Origin of the sequence: Pseudoalteromonas sp. NSLLW24, from assembly GCF_015864725.1 — a bacterium.
In the GTDB taxonomy this organism is placed as follows: domain Bacteria; phylum Pseudomonadota; class Gammaproteobacteria; order Enterobacterales; family Alteromonadaceae; genus Pseudoalteromonas; species Pseudoalteromonas arctica.
The window spans coordinates 1-15,038 of record NZ_JADYWQ010000019.1 but is presented as its reverse complement, the minus strand read 5'-3'; the positions used below and the strand labels follow the sequence as shown (position 1 = coordinate 15,038).

Annotated in this window: 17 protein-coding genes, 1 rRNA gene and 1 pseudogene; 9 read left to right on the top strand and 10 right to left on the bottom strand. The window is 39.5% G+C overall.

What is annotated here, in order from left to right; genetic code table 11:
• Positions 1-164: 164 nt before the first annotated feature.
• Positions 165-605 (top strand): PaaI family thioesterase, encoded by a 441-nt coding sequence (locus tag I6E72_RS16690; protein WP_007584940.1) that lies wholly within the window; start codon positions 165-167, stop codon positions 603-605.
• Here the strand turns inward: I6E72_RS16690 and I6E72_RS16685 are convergent, their stop codons facing one another.
• Positions 606-986, bottom strand: coding sequence for a hypothetical protein (locus I6E72_RS16685; RefSeq protein ID WP_008138697.1), 381 nt, complete (start codon positions 984-986; stop codon positions 606-608). It abuts the gene before it with no gap.
• Positions 987-1,298: 312 nt separating this feature from the next.
• Here I6E72_RS16685 and I6E72_RS16680 point away from each other — a divergent pair, with 312 nt between their 5' ends.
• Positions 1,299-2,024: a membrane protein gene (locus I6E72_RS16680; protein WP_024608687.1), complete on the top strand. Its 726-nt coding sequence runs from the start codon at positions 1,299-1,301 to the stop codon at positions 2,022-2,024.
• Between the two features lie 75 nt (positions 2,025-2,099).
• On the opposite strand, the gene I6E72_RS16675 is transcribed toward I6E72_RS16680, so the two are convergent.
• Together I6E72_RS16675 and I6E72_RS16670 are read right to left on the bottom strand one after the other, a co-directional pair.
• On the bottom strand, positions 2,100-2,420 hold the full coding sequence (locus I6E72_RS16675; protein ID WP_007584937.1) for a chaperone modulator CbpM: 321 nt from the start codon (positions 2,418-2,420) through the stop codon (positions 2,100-2,102).
• Positions 2,420-3,388, bottom strand: coding sequence for a DnaJ C-terminal domain-containing protein (locus I6E72_RS16670; protein ID WP_165736135.1), 969 nt, complete (start codon positions 3,386-3,388; stop codon positions 2,420-2,422). The genes I6E72_RS16675 and I6E72_RS16670 overlap by 1 nt, the downstream gene beginning before the upstream one ends.
• A gap of 231 nt (positions 3,389-3,619) precedes the next feature.
• On the opposite strand from I6E72_RS16670, the gene I6E72_RS16665 reads away from it, so the two are divergent.
• The 3 genes from I6E72_RS16665 to I6E72_RS16655 all read left to right on the top strand — a co-directional run bounded on the left by I6E72_RS16665 (position 3,620) and on the right by I6E72_RS16655 (position 6,363).
• Positions 3,620-4,273, top strand: coding sequence for an endonuclease (locus tag I6E72_RS16665; protein ID WP_029751433.1), 654 nt, complete (start codon positions 3,620-3,622; stop codon positions 4,271-4,273).
• Positions 4,274-4,372: 99 nt separating this feature from the next.
• The gene (locus tag I6E72_RS16660; protein ID WP_197113242.1) at positions 4,373-5,992 is read left to right on the top strand and encodes a S41 family peptidase; all 1,620 of its coding nucleotides are present in this window, start codon (positions 4,373-4,375) and stop codon (positions 5,990-5,992) included.
• The gene (locus I6E72_RS16655; protein WP_024591696.1) at positions 5,992-6,363 is read left to right on the top strand and encodes a hypothetical protein; all 372 of its coding nucleotides are present in this window, start codon (positions 5,992-5,994) and stop codon (positions 6,361-6,363) included. Before I6E72_RS16660 ends, I6E72_RS16655 begins: the two co-directional genes overlap by 1 nt.
• A gap of 80 nt (positions 6,364-6,443) precedes the next feature.
• On the opposite strand, the gene hmpA is transcribed toward I6E72_RS16655, so the two are convergent.
• From hmpA to I6E72_RS16640, 3 genes are read right to left on the bottom strand one after another with little or no spacing between them, the layout of a single operon-like run.
• Entirely contained in the window at positions 6,444-7,625 is a 1,182-nt protein-coding gene (gene hmpA, locus I6E72_RS16650) for an NO-inducible flavohemoprotein (protein WP_197113239.1), read from the bottom strand.
• 20 nt (positions 7,626-7,645) lie between these two features.
• The gene (locus I6E72_RS16645) at positions 7,646-8,878 is read right to left on the bottom strand and encodes an NnrS family protein (protein ID WP_165722803.1); all 1,233 of its coding nucleotides are present in this window, start codon (positions 8,876-8,878) and stop codon (positions 7,646-7,648) included.
• Entirely contained in the window at positions 8,878-9,147 is a 270-nt protein-coding gene (locus tag I6E72_RS16640; RefSeq protein ID WP_007584928.1) for a hypothetical protein, read from the bottom strand. Before I6E72_RS16640 ends, I6E72_RS16645 begins: the two co-directional genes overlap by 1 nt.
• Positions 9,148-9,307: 160 nt before the next feature.
• On the opposite strand from I6E72_RS16640, the gene norR reads away from it, so the two are divergent.
• On the top strand, positions 9,308-10,864 hold the full coding sequence (gene norR / locus I6E72_RS16635) for a nitric oxide reductase transcriptional regulator NorR (RefSeq protein ID WP_165722804.1): 1,557 nt from the start codon (positions 9,308-9,310) through the stop codon (positions 10,862-10,864).
• A 21-nt stretch (positions 10,865-10,885) separates the two neighbouring features.
• Here the strand turns inward: norR and I6E72_RS16630 are convergent, their stop codons facing one another.
• A complete protein-coding gene (locus I6E72_RS16630; protein WP_165722805.1) occupies positions 10,886-11,785 on the bottom strand; it encodes a LysR family transcriptional regulator in 900 nt (299 codons plus the stop codon).
• A 119-nt stretch (positions 11,786-11,904) separates the two neighbouring features.
• Here I6E72_RS16630 and I6E72_RS16625 point away from each other — a divergent pair, with 119 nt between their 5' ends.
• Positions 11,905-12,471 carry an NADPH-dependent FMN reductase gene (locus I6E72_RS16625; RefSeq protein WP_197113236.1) on the top strand — a complete coding sequence of 189 codons (567 nt, stop codon included), beginning with the start codon at positions 11,905-11,907 and terminating at the stop codon, positions 12,469-12,471.
• Positions 12,472-12,492: 21 nt separating this feature from the next.
• On the opposite strand, the gene I6E72_RS16620 is transcribed toward I6E72_RS16625, so the two are convergent.
• The gene (locus I6E72_RS16620; RefSeq protein WP_165722807.1) at positions 12,493-12,933 is read right to left on the bottom strand and encodes a tellurite resistance TerB family protein; all 441 of its coding nucleotides are present in this window, start codon (positions 12,931-12,933) and stop codon (positions 12,493-12,495) included.
• Between the two features lie 99 nt (positions 12,934-13,032).
• Here I6E72_RS16620 and I6E72_RS16615 point away from each other — a divergent pair, with 99 nt between their 5' ends.
• Positions 13,033-13,413, top strand: coding sequence for a hypothetical protein (locus tag I6E72_RS16615; RefSeq protein WP_024591701.1), 381 nt, complete (start codon positions 13,033-13,035; stop codon positions 13,411-13,413).
• Between the two features lie 2 nt (positions 13,414-13,415).
• On the opposite strand, the gene I6E72_RS16610 is transcribed toward I6E72_RS16615, so the two are convergent.
• Positions 13,416-14,009, bottom strand: a complete 594-nt coding sequence (locus I6E72_RS16610; RefSeq protein ID WP_165722808.1) for a hypothetical protein — start codon at positions 14,007-14,009, stop codon at positions 13,416-13,418.
• A gap of 145 nt (positions 14,010-14,154) precedes the next feature.
• Here I6E72_RS16610 and I6E72_RS16605 point away from each other — a divergent pair.
• A pseudogene (locus I6E72_RS16605) lies at positions 14,155-14,491 on the top strand (DapH/DapD/GlmU-related protein); the annotation flags it as partial.
• A gap of 337 nt (positions 14,492-14,828) precedes the next feature.
• Here the strand turns inward: I6E72_RS16605 and rrf are convergent.
• Positions 14,829-14,943 (bottom strand): 5S ribosomal RNA (gene rrf, locus I6E72_RS16600).
• Between the last annotated feature and the right edge of the window lie 95 nt (positions 14,944-15,038).

Genomic DNA, 15,038 nt, shown 5'->3' with positions numbered 1-15,038 from the left:
ACTGGTTTTCCATACAGTACATTTAACTGTGAGTATATACAGTTAAATAAAAATCGCAAATTTAAATTAAGCCTTAAAATAGCCAAAGTAATTTCACTTGTGTACATTTTAGGGATATAACTAAAGCTAGGTTTATAAATGATTAAAAAAGCAAAGGAGTCATTATGAGTATTTGGTACCAGCCCATCACTTTAGAGCTGTGCAAGCAGTTAGAACAAGGCATTGATGGCCAAGGAACATTAATGAAAACCATGGGAATAGAAGTCACTGAAATTGGTGATGATTACTTAGTAGCCACTATGCCGGCAATTCCTGAGCATCATAACCCAATGGGAATGGTTCACGGCGGTGCTAACGTTGTACTTGCCGAAACAGTTGCCAGCTATGCAGCTAACTTTGTTGTCGATTTTACAAAATTTTACTGCGTGGGGCAGGAAATTAGCGCAAGTCATTTAAAAGCATCTCGCAACGGCACTTTAACAGCAACGGCAAGAGCGTTTCATATTGGCAAACGTAGTTCAGTGTGGGAAATAAAAATTACAAATAGCCGCAATGAGCTGTGCTGCGTATCAAAAATGACCGCAGCAGTCGTAGAGCGAAGGTAGTTACTTTTCGATTGGGTAAATTGTAATTTCCATACCCGCACCAATCGCAGATATACGCAATAATGTATCTGCATCTAAGGCTTGATTAAAGCACTTAGGTGAAGTGCCTGATTCAAAACCAATATCAAACGTTCTACGTGAACAGCTTAACCATTGTTTTAGCGCGTTACGCGAACACGATTCAATAAGCTCACATATATGGTTTATTGCTTTGTCAGGCGTGTTTACTACACCTGTTGCTTCAATACGCGCTAATTGACGGTATTCGTCTTTGTCATAATGTAAAATCGTCGCGACTTTTTTCAAGTCTGCCACTAGCAAACTAATATCTTGCTTTGATTCAAGCTCAAGATCTACATTTAAAAATTGAATTTCCGACATCGTTTCGTATTTATCCTCTAATAATTTCATTGCAAACTTTAACGCAGTTTTACCGTTATACCAAATCAACTATGCTCTATTAACCACTTTATATAGATATTTCGCAGCTTTTAAGTATTTTTTAGCGTTTAAAGCTAGCTGGATATCAAACACTCAGCTCAATTAACAAATAAGTCATGTTAGCAATTTAAGTGTAATCTTTTTTATTTTTAAATGATTACAGTAAGCTATAGTTTAAACTGCGACAAAATGTCGCAGTAACTAATCCCATTAATGTAATAAACTAGCCTCTAAAAATAATAAGACTAAAACATGAATAAAAAAATATTTAAGTATGCTCGCAAGTTACATAAATGGCTCGGTTATTTGCTCGCATTACAAATTTTAGCTTGGCTATTAGGTGGTTTAGTAATGAGCGCTATCCCTCTTGATAAAGTTCATGGGGAGCATCTTGCAACACGTACTCTTAATAACCCATTTACGCAGGCTGATTATGTTGCCTCCCTTGACGATATTGCATCTCAGGTGGTTAATCCAACACAAATAATTTTTGAGAACTTTTTAACCACACCTATAATTACAGTAATAAATAAAGATGAACAGCAAAGCTTTAACGGTATAACAGGCCGACCTTTTGAGCCGCCAACTAAAATACAAATTACCGCAAATGCTAAAGCACACTTACTTATTGATGATCAAGTGACAAGCGCTGTACTGCTAAAGCAAGGTATGCGAGAAGTTGGATATAAAACCAATGTTTGGCAGGTACAATTTGACGACACATTTAACACAACACTGTATTTGTCAGAAAATAACGGCAAAGTTATCACCGTTCGCAGCACACTATGGCGAATTTTCGACTTTTTTTGGATGTTACATATTATGGATTACGATGAGCGAGAGGATTTTAATAATCCGCTGCTTATTAGTTTTGCAGCAACCAGCGTACTTTTTTGCCTAAGTGGAATATTACTACTTATGCAAAACATACGACTAAAACGATTTATCCGAATTAAAAGTAAGAATAAATCAAAGTAGTCATATTGGTTTTTAAGAACTAGCGCACTCTCACCAAAGAGTAAATAAGCCCGAGGAAGTACCCAAGGGCAGATTTTATTCCAAGTGTTTAAATCGACTCAAATGTCGCTTTAACATTTCGTTTTCGAAAATCAACTCATCACGCTCATCCAGCAATTGTAAAACTAAAGCTATTGCCGACCAATCTAACGAAAAGTCATGTTGAATACGGGCCGCTTTTTTAACTAAGGTCACTGCCGATACCGTAAATTGCCACTGCGTAACATGCTTCCCCTCAATTGGAACCGCAATATTGTGCTCAACTAGCTCATATAAAATTGCTTCGCTAATATCACTACTCAAACATAGCTCTTTGCTAGTAAGTAAATCATCTTTTTGTGTCACGATAATTTGCATTATGGCTTGCTCCAGTTATTACGGGGATCAAAGTGAGCTTTTTCGGCTAATTCTTCCCAAAGTTTTTTACTGGTATCATCAACAGATGTTGGATTAACAATTTTAAGCACAGCAAATAAATCACCTTTGGCTTTTTTACTCATTAATCCCTTACCTTTAATACGCAAGCGTTGACCAGACTGACTATTAGATGGAATAGTTAATTGGATTTTGCCTGCCAACGTAGGTAAATTTATTTTTGTACCAAGAGCCGCTTCCCATGGTGCAAGAGGGACGACTATATTTAGGTTATGACCTTCAACATCAAATAATGGGTGGGGCACTAAACTAATTTGTAAGTACAAATCGCCATTTTGCCCGTTCGCTGACCCTAATCCGCCTTGCCCTTTTAGTCGAATTCGTTCGCCATTTACTGAACCTGCGGGAATTTTCACTTTAAGTGATTTTTTAATTTCAGAGACACGACCACTACTATCTCGCTGCGGTAACATAAACTCAACAGGCTTAACGGTATCAACTAAAGTCTCTTCAAGAAAAATCGGGAACTCTATTTCCACATCTTGTCCTTTTTGCGCGCGAGCGGCGTTACTTCTGCCCTGCCCGGAACGATTGAATCCACCGGCGCCGCCAAACATTGAATTAACAAAATCAGAAAACTCTTGATCGGTTTGAGGATCGCTTTGCTGATAATTACTTTGCGATGAAGCATTGTTACCACCATAATTACCTTGCTGTTGACGAGCACGATTTTGTTGGTGACGACGTAACTCGTCATATTTAGTGCGTTCTTCTTTGTTATGAATGACTTCGTAAGCTTCTGCTATTTCTTTAAACTTATCTTCTGCTTGAGGCTCTTTGCTTACATCTGGGTGATATTTTCTGGCTAACTTTTTATAAGCTACTTTAACCGCTTTATCGTCTGCATCAGGCGATATTCCAAGCACTGCATAATAATCAACAAATTTCATTTGCAATCCAAATCCCCATATTGAGTAAGCTTTAAGCATACTCCTTAACGTATAATCTTGTGTGGTTAAAATACGATAAATAGTAAGAAATAAATGAATAGTGAAAATAACTTTGAATAAAAAATTAATCGGACACTTTTTAGTAATATAAGTGCAGGCCTTAAGTTAACTTTATCTTTTATCTTCAAGGCTTTAAACTGCCTGTTCCTGTAGTTCACATTTGTGATGGATATGACTCGATTTATTCTGGCCTTACTGGCTTGTTGTGTGTGTTTTTCGGTATCTGCCGAACAATTTACCCGTTTTTCAACGGCTAAAAGACATTTAATTAAAACCCTCCCTGACAACGCCAAAAGTATTTACTGCGGTTGTGATATTAAAAAAGAAGGCAAAAAACTCATTCCTGATCCTTCTAACTGTGGTTACATTCCTCGAAATACACTTACCCGCTCAGGCAAAGTAAATGTGCGAGCACTACGCATTGAGTGGGAACATATTGTTCCGGCGTGGGAATTTGGTCATCAGCTACAATGTTGGCAAGATGGCGGACGTAAAAACTGCCGTAAAGTAAGTGCTAAATTTAGAAAAATGGAAGCTGATATAAATAACTTAGCGCCAGCTATTGGCGAAATTAATGCCGATCGCTCTAATTATCGTTTTGGCATGCTTAGCGAAAACGCCACACAGTATGGTCGCTGCGAAGTAAAAGTAAACTTTAAGCAACGTGTAGTTGAACCGCCTGTCTATGCACGTAAACGTATAGCCGACACTTACGCTTACATGCAGAAAACATACGGTTTAAAAATCTCTGATAAACAGCAAAAGTTATTTAATGCGTGGAAAAAGCAAGCATTTGCAGATACAAGTAGTGCGAGCAAGCTCTAAGCTTTAACACTCATTTACATAAATCAAAGTTATAAATGTTGAATAAACGAGCGAGTGTTGTAATATTTTAAACAACTTATTTACAGAAAGTCCTTAACTATGTTTAAAAATAATAAAACCTCGCTTGCCATTTTTGCAGCACTTTCGGGCTTTGCTTTAACGGGTTGTGGCGGCGGAGGCGGTATCGACTCTGCTCCTGTAGTTACCACGCCTATAGTTACAACACCTGTTAGTAGCAGCCCAACATGGACAGCGGCGGTATTTGAGCCCTCTAACGATTTAAAAAACTTTTGCGAAACCCCTCGTACGGGTAACGATCCCTTTAATAACAACAACCCCTACCCAGATCAAGCGGGTTCTGCCCTTTATGAAAAGCTTTGGCTTCGCTCTTGGAGCGACGAAACATACCTTTGGTATGATGAGATTGCCGATAACGACCCTGAAAGCTTTACAACAGTAGCCGATTACTTCGCTCAATTAAAAACAGAGCAGCTTACCGACTCAGGGGCAAAAAAAGATAACTTTCATTTTTCAGAACCTACTGAAGATTACTTTCAAGAAGCGCAATCGGGCGTTACTTCTGGTTACGGTATAAATTGGGCATTTATTGGCGATACAGCCGACCGTATTTTACGCGTCGCTTATCTTGAAGATGATTCACCTGCAAGCCAAATAGGCTTTCAACGTGGTGATACTGTACTTTCAGTTGACGGTGTTAGCATTAATACCAATACAGAGTCGGGTGTAGATACGCTTAACGAAGGTTTATTTAGTCCTACTAACGGCGACTCACATACTATTGTTGTACGCAGTAACGATGGCGCCGAAAAAACATTTAATGTAACCGCTGGTAATATTGAACAAACACCTGTTCAAAATGTTAAAACGATTACAACCGCAAATGGTTCAAGCGTGGGTTACATGCAATTTAATAGCCATATAAGCATTGCCCAAGAAGGACTTATTGATGCGGTAAATAAGTTTAAAACCGATGGTATTGATGAGCTTGTAATCGACTTTAGATATAACGGTGGTGGTTTATTAGCACTGTCGGCACAATTAGCTTATATGGTTGCCGGTAATGCCAACGTTAACAACCGCTTTTATTATCAAACTCAACAAAACGATAAACAACCCGTTGATTCGCCCTTCCCATTTATTGATGAAGAAATAGATTACTCTACTTTTTTTAGCACAGGTGAAAACCTACCTGATTTAAACCTATCGAAGGTTTATGTATTAAGCACATCAGGCACCTGTTCGGCATCAGAAGCTTTTATTAATGGTTTAAAAGGTATAGACGCAGAAGTTATTTTAATTGGCGACACAACCTGCGGTAAGCCCTATGGCTTTACCCCAACTCATAACTGCGCAACAACCTATTACACTATTCAATTTAGTGGCGTAAATAGCAAAGGATTTGGCGAATACGCTGCGGGTTTTACACCAACCCCTACGCCACAATTTGATGCTGATGTTCAAGGTTGTGAAATTGAGGACGACTTTGATCATCAGTTAGGCGACAGTGACGAGGCCGTTTTAGCCACCGCATTATTTCATGTTGAAAATGGCAGTTGTCCAGTTAGAACGGCTGCTGCAAAAGCAGAGCCAGCTAATTTTTCAAGCTCTCGTGAATCTCTCATTCCTTTAAATATGCCTGAGCAATTTACCCAGCGTAATATGGACTTAACTTGGCCAACGCTGGGTGAGGAAAGGTAATGGCTAAATTATTACTCCCATTAGCCACCTTGCTCGCTTTAGGCGGATGCCAAAGTGTAAATAGTGAGCCTGCTAAACCCGCTATATTAACGAGCGTTAATCCCAGCGTTATTACAACACTACAACAGGCAATTCAACAAGCTAAGGGAGGCACATTAGTAACACTTGCCGATTCGGTATTTACTAAACGTAGCGAACTGCTAATTGATCATGCAATGAGTAAAGGGTCTGATGGCAGAGTAATTATGGGCGCGCATAATATAAAATCTGAGAAGTTTATTTTGCAACTACGTAATAACCAATGCGAGCTTTACTATCCTAAAAAAGAGCTTACTACAGTACTTGAAGGTGTTACCTGTAAAGAGTTATAAGGCACTTTATTAATGTTTATAAATTAATAAAAAAGGCGCGCAGCATATCGCTGCGCGCCTTTTTCTATTTTAAAGCGTTATTACAAGTCTTGATGCGGACCAAACACTTCATAATGAATCTGCTCGTTTTTAACACCTAACTCAAGTAACTGGTTTTTTATAAATGCCATAAAACCGGCAGGACCACATAAGTAAAAGTCGCCATGACTCAATGGTAGCTGTGCTTGTACTGCGTTTAGGTTCATTAACCCAGTAAAGTCAGCGCCCTCTGTCGCTTGATTAAACCAGGTCATTGTTTGCAAATGGTTATTTTTCGTTGCTAAATCATTTAAATATTTTGAAAACGAATGCTGCTGAGTATTTTCGCAGGCATGTAAATACATAATATTTTGATTAGAGTTATCGCTTAATAACGTTTCGAGCATTGCTAGCATTGGCGTTTGCCCAACACCTGCTGAAATGAGTACCGCTGGACTTGTATTATTACGTAAAAAGAAGTCTCCTGCCGGCGGGTATAGCTCAACAATAGTGCCCTGCTCTAATGAGTGTAAATAATTAGACACCATGCCAGGCTTTGGCTGTAGCTCTTTTTTAACACTAATACGGTAGTTTTTAGCGTTACTTTTTTGTGAAATAGAATACTGGCGAATTTCTTCATATTCAGCGCCCTCTGGCTTAACTTTAATACCTAAATACTGCCCTGGTTTATGTGTAATAACAGCTTCGCCATCAACTGGCGTAAGTGTAAAACTCGTTACTAGTTCTGATTCAGCCTGTTTGTTGGTTATTTCAAATTGGCGAGTTCCCGCCCAACCACCGTGTTTATTTTTACTGTGCTCATACAAAGCAGCTTCTTCGGTTATACAAATATCAGCAAGTACGCCGTAAGCTTCGCGCCAAGCGTATTCAACATCGGGAGTAAATTGCTCAGGAATAAGCTCTTTAAGCGTACCAATTAAGTGTGCACCTACAATAGGGTAATGCTCAGGTAAAATATTCAAGCTTGTATGCTTATGATTAATACGTGTTAGCGCTTCTTTTAATACGGCTAAATTATCAATATTTTGTGCATACGCAGCCAATGCATTAAAAAGTGCAAATTGCTGACGACCTGTATCTTGATTCGCCATATTAAAAATATTTTTAAGCTCAGGATTATGGCTAAATAAACGCTTATAAAAATGATCGGTAACAACCGTACCCGCCTGCGCTAATAACGGAACTGTGCTTTTTACAATCTCAATGGTTTTATCAGATAACATATGTGTTTCCTATGGATGAACTAACCACGACGCCCATCAACACGACGCCGCGTTAATATAGGTGTGCAGTGAATTAAAAATAATGAAAAAGCCACTAACCACAGCAAAGCACTTATTTGCCAAGCAAGGTGAGGCCCAATAATAAAAGGGAGTAATGAACGAGTAATAGCGGCCACAAGCAAAAACGCAAAAGCAACAGCCATGTAATGAGGAATAGCGAGTGTACGCCCTGTATGACCATGTGATACACGCGTCATCATTGCTAAAATCATCATACCTATTGTGCCAATAGTGATTAAGTGCAGCGCATCTTTAAATTGTATTGCACTGCTATAAAAGCTAAATGCAACCATCATTAACCCTACGCCTAACGCTAAGTAGGAAAAATGTAAAGACCATAACAACGGCACTCTCAATACCTTGCTATCCCACCAAAAACCAGCCCTGACCAGGTGAAGCGCAGCAACAGTTGCAACAACTAACGCAGGATTAATCGTGTTCAAAAACAACTTGTTGATGAAAAATAAAGTGATAGCCAAAATAGATAAATACATCACCGCTTTATCTATTTTAGGAGTGCGAACTTGTGCGGTTAAACCTAGACCTTTAGCGGTAAAAAATGGTAAAACGCGACCCGCAACAATGCCAACTAGTAAAGTAATTACTAGTACTGCGGTATCAACCACACCAAGTGCAAGCTGCATGTTTTTCTGTAAAATGAGTATTAAATACAATACATTGAGCCCACAAAGCACAGCCAAAATAGCTAAAAACGGATAGTTACTTTTGCTATTGGCTTTTAATAACATATTAGCCAACGCGGCTATGGCGCCTAACCACCAAATAACTTGTAATGTAAGTGCAGCATATAAATTAAAATGAGCAATATCAGGCAATATCACAAAAAAAGCTAAGCGCGCTGCAAGCCATATAAACGTAAGCCACATAAGGGCTTTGCCACTTATGCTCGGCACGCCTGTCCATGTTTGTGCAGCGGTAAGTAAAAAGCCAACAGCTACAACTCCTGCAAAGCCAAACAGCATTTCGTGCGCGTGCCATAATGTCGCAGGTATCGATAAGTGCCAACTTGCATGGCCTGTTAAAATAAGTAGCCAATACCCCACCGACAAAAATGCCAATAAGCCACCGCCTAAAAAGAAAGGTCTAAAAGCGAGCATCCATAATGGCCATTGAGATACTTGATGAATAGCAACGCGTGCTGGCATTGGCTCAGTTAAGTTTATAGGGCGCATTATCGTACCTCCTGCCCTAAACCATGTTGTGCAACACAGCGCAGTACGTAACTTACTTTTAAAATAGCAGCAATAACAATAGTGCCAATATGAGCTGATACTTGCACCGCCATGGAAAAGTACTCAGCAAACGGGTAGCTAATTAAAATACTTGCCGTAATACACACTAAACTCACAGCTAATGCAGTATTGGCAGCAAATAATACTGTTTCGTATAGTGAACTAAACTGTGTTTGATTATTTAAATTATTCAGCATTAGTGTGTTCATGGCGATCTCTGTAACTAACTACGTTACTTAGCTATTACACATACTGTGCCAACAAATTTAATTAATTAAATTCAATAAGTTAAATTAAACCACTTTACAGTATGAGTCTTTATGACCTACTATAAATTAACTCATAAGAACACAAACAGGTCATTTTGACATGAACCAGCAATTCAACCTTACACAAGTTGCTCTAGAGCTTGCTCAAAGTACACTACACGAGCATAGCTTTGATCAATTACTAGCAACGGTTGAGCGGGTGATTCCTAGTGATGCAAGCGCGTTATTAGTGCTTCAGGGTGAGCAATTAAAACCACTGGCAATTAAAGGATTAATGTCCGACAGTCTTGGCAGGCGATTTAAGATAGTAGAACACCCTCGTCTAGAAGCTATTTGCAAAAGCACACTCGCGCTACAATTTGCGCACGACTGCCCACTACCCGATCCATACGACGGATTGCTATTAGCTAAAACCGGCGACATACCGGTACATGCATGTTTAGGTTTACCTCTTTATGATAAAAACGCGCTACTTGGCGTACTTACGTTTGATAGCCTTAACGCCAATGCATTTAACAGCATAAGCGCTGATACACTCAATACTTTACAAACACTGTGTAGTGCGCACTTTAAAACAGCTTTAGAGCTTGCCCATTACAAACAGCATGCACAGCACTCAAGTGCATTAGTGCAAGAACTAAATCGTGAAGCGTTAACACGAGATGGCGGTGAAATTATTGGTCAAAGTCCGCTAATGCAAACACTTAAAAACGAAATTAAACTCGTTGCAGCATCTAACTTTAGCGTGCTTATATTAGGTGAAACAGGAGTAGGGAAAGAGCTTGTAGCGCGTAATATTCACTTAAATTCAGCTCGAAAAGATCAACCGCTTATTCACTTAAATTGTGCATCGCTTCCTGAGAACCTTGCTGAAAGTGAATTTTTTGGTCATGCGAAAGGGGCTTTTACAGGCGCACAAAATTCGCGCCAAGGTAAATTTCAATTAGCTGATGGCGGCACGTTATTTTTAGATGAAATAGGCGAACTGCCCCTGACCATGCAAAGTAAACTATTACGAGTGCTACAAAGTGGCGAAATACAAACGGTAGGAGAAGACACGCCAAAGTACGTAGATGTACGCGTAGTTGCCGCAACCAACAGAAATTTAAAAGAAGAAGTAGCTCAAGGTCGCTTTAGAGCCGATTTATACCATCGCCTCAGTGTCTACCCTATTACTGTGCCACCACTTAGTAAACGCGAGCACGACATAACACTCTTAGCTGGTTATTTTATTGAGCAAACAGCCCGTAAATTAGGGATAAAACAATTAAAACTAAGCCCTGAAGCGCAAGTACTGCTTAATCAGTACAACTGGCCAGGTAACGTTCGCGAGCTTGAACATGTCATTAGCCGCAGCGCCCTAAAAGCAAAACAAAGCCAATGGCAAAATCCAATAATAACCATTACAAGCGAGCACTGTGATTTAACCCCAAGTGCGCCACAAAACTCTCTAGTAGCAAGCCAAATTACAACCAACACCTTAATCAACCAACCTTTAAAGCAAGCTGTAGAATCGTTGCAATACAACGTAATTACTGAGCAATTAAAGAAGCATAACTACAACTGGTCAGCAGCAGCAAGAGTGCTTGAATTAGATAGAGCTAACTTAGTACGCTTGGCTAAACGCCTAGGGATAGAAGTAAAAAAAACACTATAATCATTCAAAACACAGCTAAAATTATTGATTAGCAGCTAACTTACTAAAGTGTGTTTTCAACAATCCTGCAAAAGCTTGTACTTTAGCAGTGCGATGTACTAAGTGATGCGTGACTAACCATACATCGGTAGGCCAGCTTAAATCACTGTGCAATATAGGTACTAAATCAGAATATTGCGCTGCCACATCATGTTGTAATCCGCCAATACCTAGCCCTTTAATTATTGCACGAGTTGCTTCTGAGGTTTCGGACACTCGCAGCTTTATTTGCGATGCAGGAATATGTTCATCAGCCCATGCAAAATAAGGCACGCGGGCATTAAAACCCGCCACACCTGATACAAAATTATGTTGTTGTAAATCACTTAATAATTTAGGCATGCCGTATTTATTAATGTAACGTTTATTAGCGTATAAACCCGATGAAAGCTGCGCCAAATGCTGAGCAATATAATCGCCTTCATCTGGTCTTGGGCCTGCACGCACTGCAATATGTGCTTGTCCGTGATCGAGTCTTAATCTTTTTTGTTCTAAAATAACCTCAAGCTGCACTTGTGGATGTAGCGACTGAAATTGCTCACATACATCACCAAGTACATCCATAAAACCACTTACCGTCGTTAGTAATAAACTCCCTCTAAGGGTGCTATCGGCTGCTGCTATATCGTTATGTAACTGCTCTAAGGAGCTATGGATAGTTTGTGCTGTTGCAAATAACTTGGTGCCAATTTCAGTAACCTTGTAACCACGGGCATGGCGATGAAAAAGGCGTGCATTTAAGTTTTTTTCAAGATTATTAATTCTCCTAAGTACTGTGCTGTGGTGCACATTAAGCTCTTCTGCTGCCGCCGTTAACGTGCCTAATCGTGCTACTTCAAACGCTACTTTAACGTCTTGCCAATCTTCAAATTTTATCGCCATGCTGCTTACCTTATACTTATGTGCATTTACGCACACAAGTGTTGCGTTTATTGGGGTTTTCTACAAGCAAAATTTTGCTACATTAGCGTTGTAAGTTTAAACACTAAAAGGTCACTAGCATGTCAGTACCAAAAATTATCGCCCTAGCAGGAAGTCTTCGACAAGAAAGCTTTAATCAAAAAATTATTAATGAGGCAGCACGTTTTGTTCTACAAACAGGTGCTGAAGTAGAAGTAATAAAACTAAACGAATTAAACATCCCACTATTTAACGAAGATATTGAAGCGCAAGGTACACCAGGCGATGTACAGCTTTTAAAAGACAAACTACGTGCAGCTGACGGTATTTTACTAGCAAGCCCAGAGTACAACGGCTCTATAACTGCAGCACTTAAAAATGCGATTGATTGGGCATCGCGCACAGAGCAAGGTGCTGTTCCTGCTTTTCGTAATAAAGTAGTGGCGCTGTTTTCAGCATCACCAGGTGGACTTGGTGGGTTACGCGGTTTAAATCATGTACGTGATATATTAAGTGGTATTGGATCGTTAGTGCTTGCCGATCAACTTGCAGTACCCGCTGTACACACATTGTTTGATGAAAATGGGCAAATTAATGAACCTGTTACTGCAGAGCGAGTATTGGCGCTTGCTCATCAGTTAGTAAGCGTTGCAAGTAAGTTAAGATAACCTGCACGCCTAAATAACTAATTACTTTGTCGCCGCGAGTTTTGCGGCGATAAAATCGGTATGCGTTACATATAAAAGCCCTGCTACTTTACGTATTACGTAGTCTTCTTGGGGATCTATTTCTCCATCGGCATACGCTAAGCGCCATAATAACTCTATTATTTCTATTCGCTGCGCCGCGCTGCAATGCTCATTAATCTGTTTTGAAAACTGAAAGTAATCTATCGAATCATCTAAGCTGCTTGCCGCGTTATTAGTAAGCTCATTAACCTCAATATCTGTTAAATTAAAATACTTTTTTAAGGTTACAGTCAGGGTTTGTTGTTCATCATGTTCAAGCTTGGTATCTGCACGCATAACTTCAATTAATAATGCAGCAACAGCTGTTTTTAAATCGTGCTCTTGCATACTTGGCTGCTGTTCATCGAATACAGCAAAAAGTTGTTTTATTTGTTTGAACATCACACTTTCCCTTTTTGGGTGTTAGACTAATACGTAAAGAAATCGACCTTATTACTCTTATTAATGGGTATAAAGTTCGCAAATTAAAGGATATATTTTATGAAAGGAATAAACGCACCACGCTTATTTATAGGCGCTACACTGGTGGCCCTTTCAAGTGCAAATACTGCACTTGCTGAAAAAGCCGAAACAGAGAAGCTCTACGACTTTGACAACAAAGTGCATTACTACCAAACCAAAATTGGCGAAGACAACTATAAAATAGAAATCCAGTCAGACGATTACAAACACTTTACCAATCAAAGTGTATTTTTATTACGCCATGCGGACCGTCTATGCCGCGGCAATACCTTTATGTTGAAAATACTTGAAGGCGTGCAAGAGTACGAGCGCTTTCCAACAAAACCACGTGCTTACCAACCAGATTTAAGTGTTTTACTACAATGCGAAACTAAAGAAGATACAAACAAGGGTAAGTAGCCTTAGTCTTTATAACCCCAAGGTGCTGATGGTGGAGTAATCGGTTTAGTTAAATCAAAATCCACCTTAAACTCACGTCCTTGGCGAATTAATCGATAAGTAAATACTTCTGGGTAAATATACATTTGCCATGTATTACCTACAGACTGTGCAATGCCTTCTTTCACGAATAACTCTTTAGAGTATTGGTCTGCTGGAAACGACTGCATTTGCGCGAACCCTGCATCAAGCGTATGGCCACCATACATAGTTGATGCGTCGTCTGTTCCATCTTTATGACGATGATCGTGCTTTAAACTCAAGCCACTACCCGTTTTAGTTATGATCCACGTACGTGATGCATCGTCTCCTACATGAAACGGCACTTGTAACTCAGTCTCGCTACATTTACGTACATGCATAACCAGCTTTTTATCTGTAAATGAGCTTGGCCCTTTCGCGTTATCTACCGCTACTTCACCTTCAAAAGCTTTACCGCAATGCGCTGCAATACTATTAAAAAAGGCATCATGAGTAGGAATAGACACTAGCGGTGCAGGGCGTGCAAAAGCTGTCGATGAAGCAACTATTAAAGTTGCTGCAGTTAATAATTTCATATGTTTCTCGTTATAGTTATTTTAAAACATCTGTAATGGTACAGTTTTCTTAAGTACTTTATTAGAAGTATCTATATAAAATTTAGAACAAGACAACTAGGTAAAACTACTAAATAGCGATTAACGACTAAATATCTCAGCCTTCATTAACAATCCTACTTTTATAAATATTAATTACACACCTCAACTAGCCATTGGCCAATTACTTAATCACCATTTGTGATGACTGCTTAATTGGCCCGAACGTTCAGCTCTTAGCTGTGTCACATGCTACTAATCCAGCAAAAAGGCTTAATAAGGAAAACTTTGCAGCACCTATCGCGTTAGACAATAACGTATGGGTTGACGCAGGTGTAATTATTTTAGCGGGTGTGAGTATTGATGAAAATAGTGTTGTGGCTGCGGGTGCTTTCGTTACTAAAAGTGTAATGCCTAATACTGTAGTAGCGGGTAACCCAGCTCGTGAAATAAGAAAACTGTAGTTATTCTCGATGTGATTTTAACGTTGGGAGTCGCTACGCTCGCATCAGCGAGCACTTTAACTCGTTAAATTAAGTGAATTATTCACTAAGAGACGCTCCGCTATAGAGGAATACCTGAATCACTTTTTTGTAGACGTAAAAAGCCCGAATCATTAGATTCGGACGCTCTACAATATAAAATCGGTACGCTACGCAGTATATCAGCGTCGGGAGTCGCTACGCTCGCCCGACCTACGTGATGTGTGTTGATGTGAGTGTGTGTTAATTGCGCACATTTCACTTTTCTGCAGACGTAAAAAAGCCCGAATCGTTAGATTCGGGCTTTCTACAATTTGAAGCCTGGTAATGTCCTACTTTCACATAGCAAATGCTACACTATCATCGGCGCTGTTTCGTTTCACTACTGAGTTCGGCATGGAGTCAGGTGGGTCCAAAACGCTATTGTCACCAAGCAAATTTGGGCGTTAATCCGTATCGCTACGCACTAACTGAATTTGGAAAATATCTGATAATATTTTTTAAGTCTTTCTAAGTAATATCTACTTTA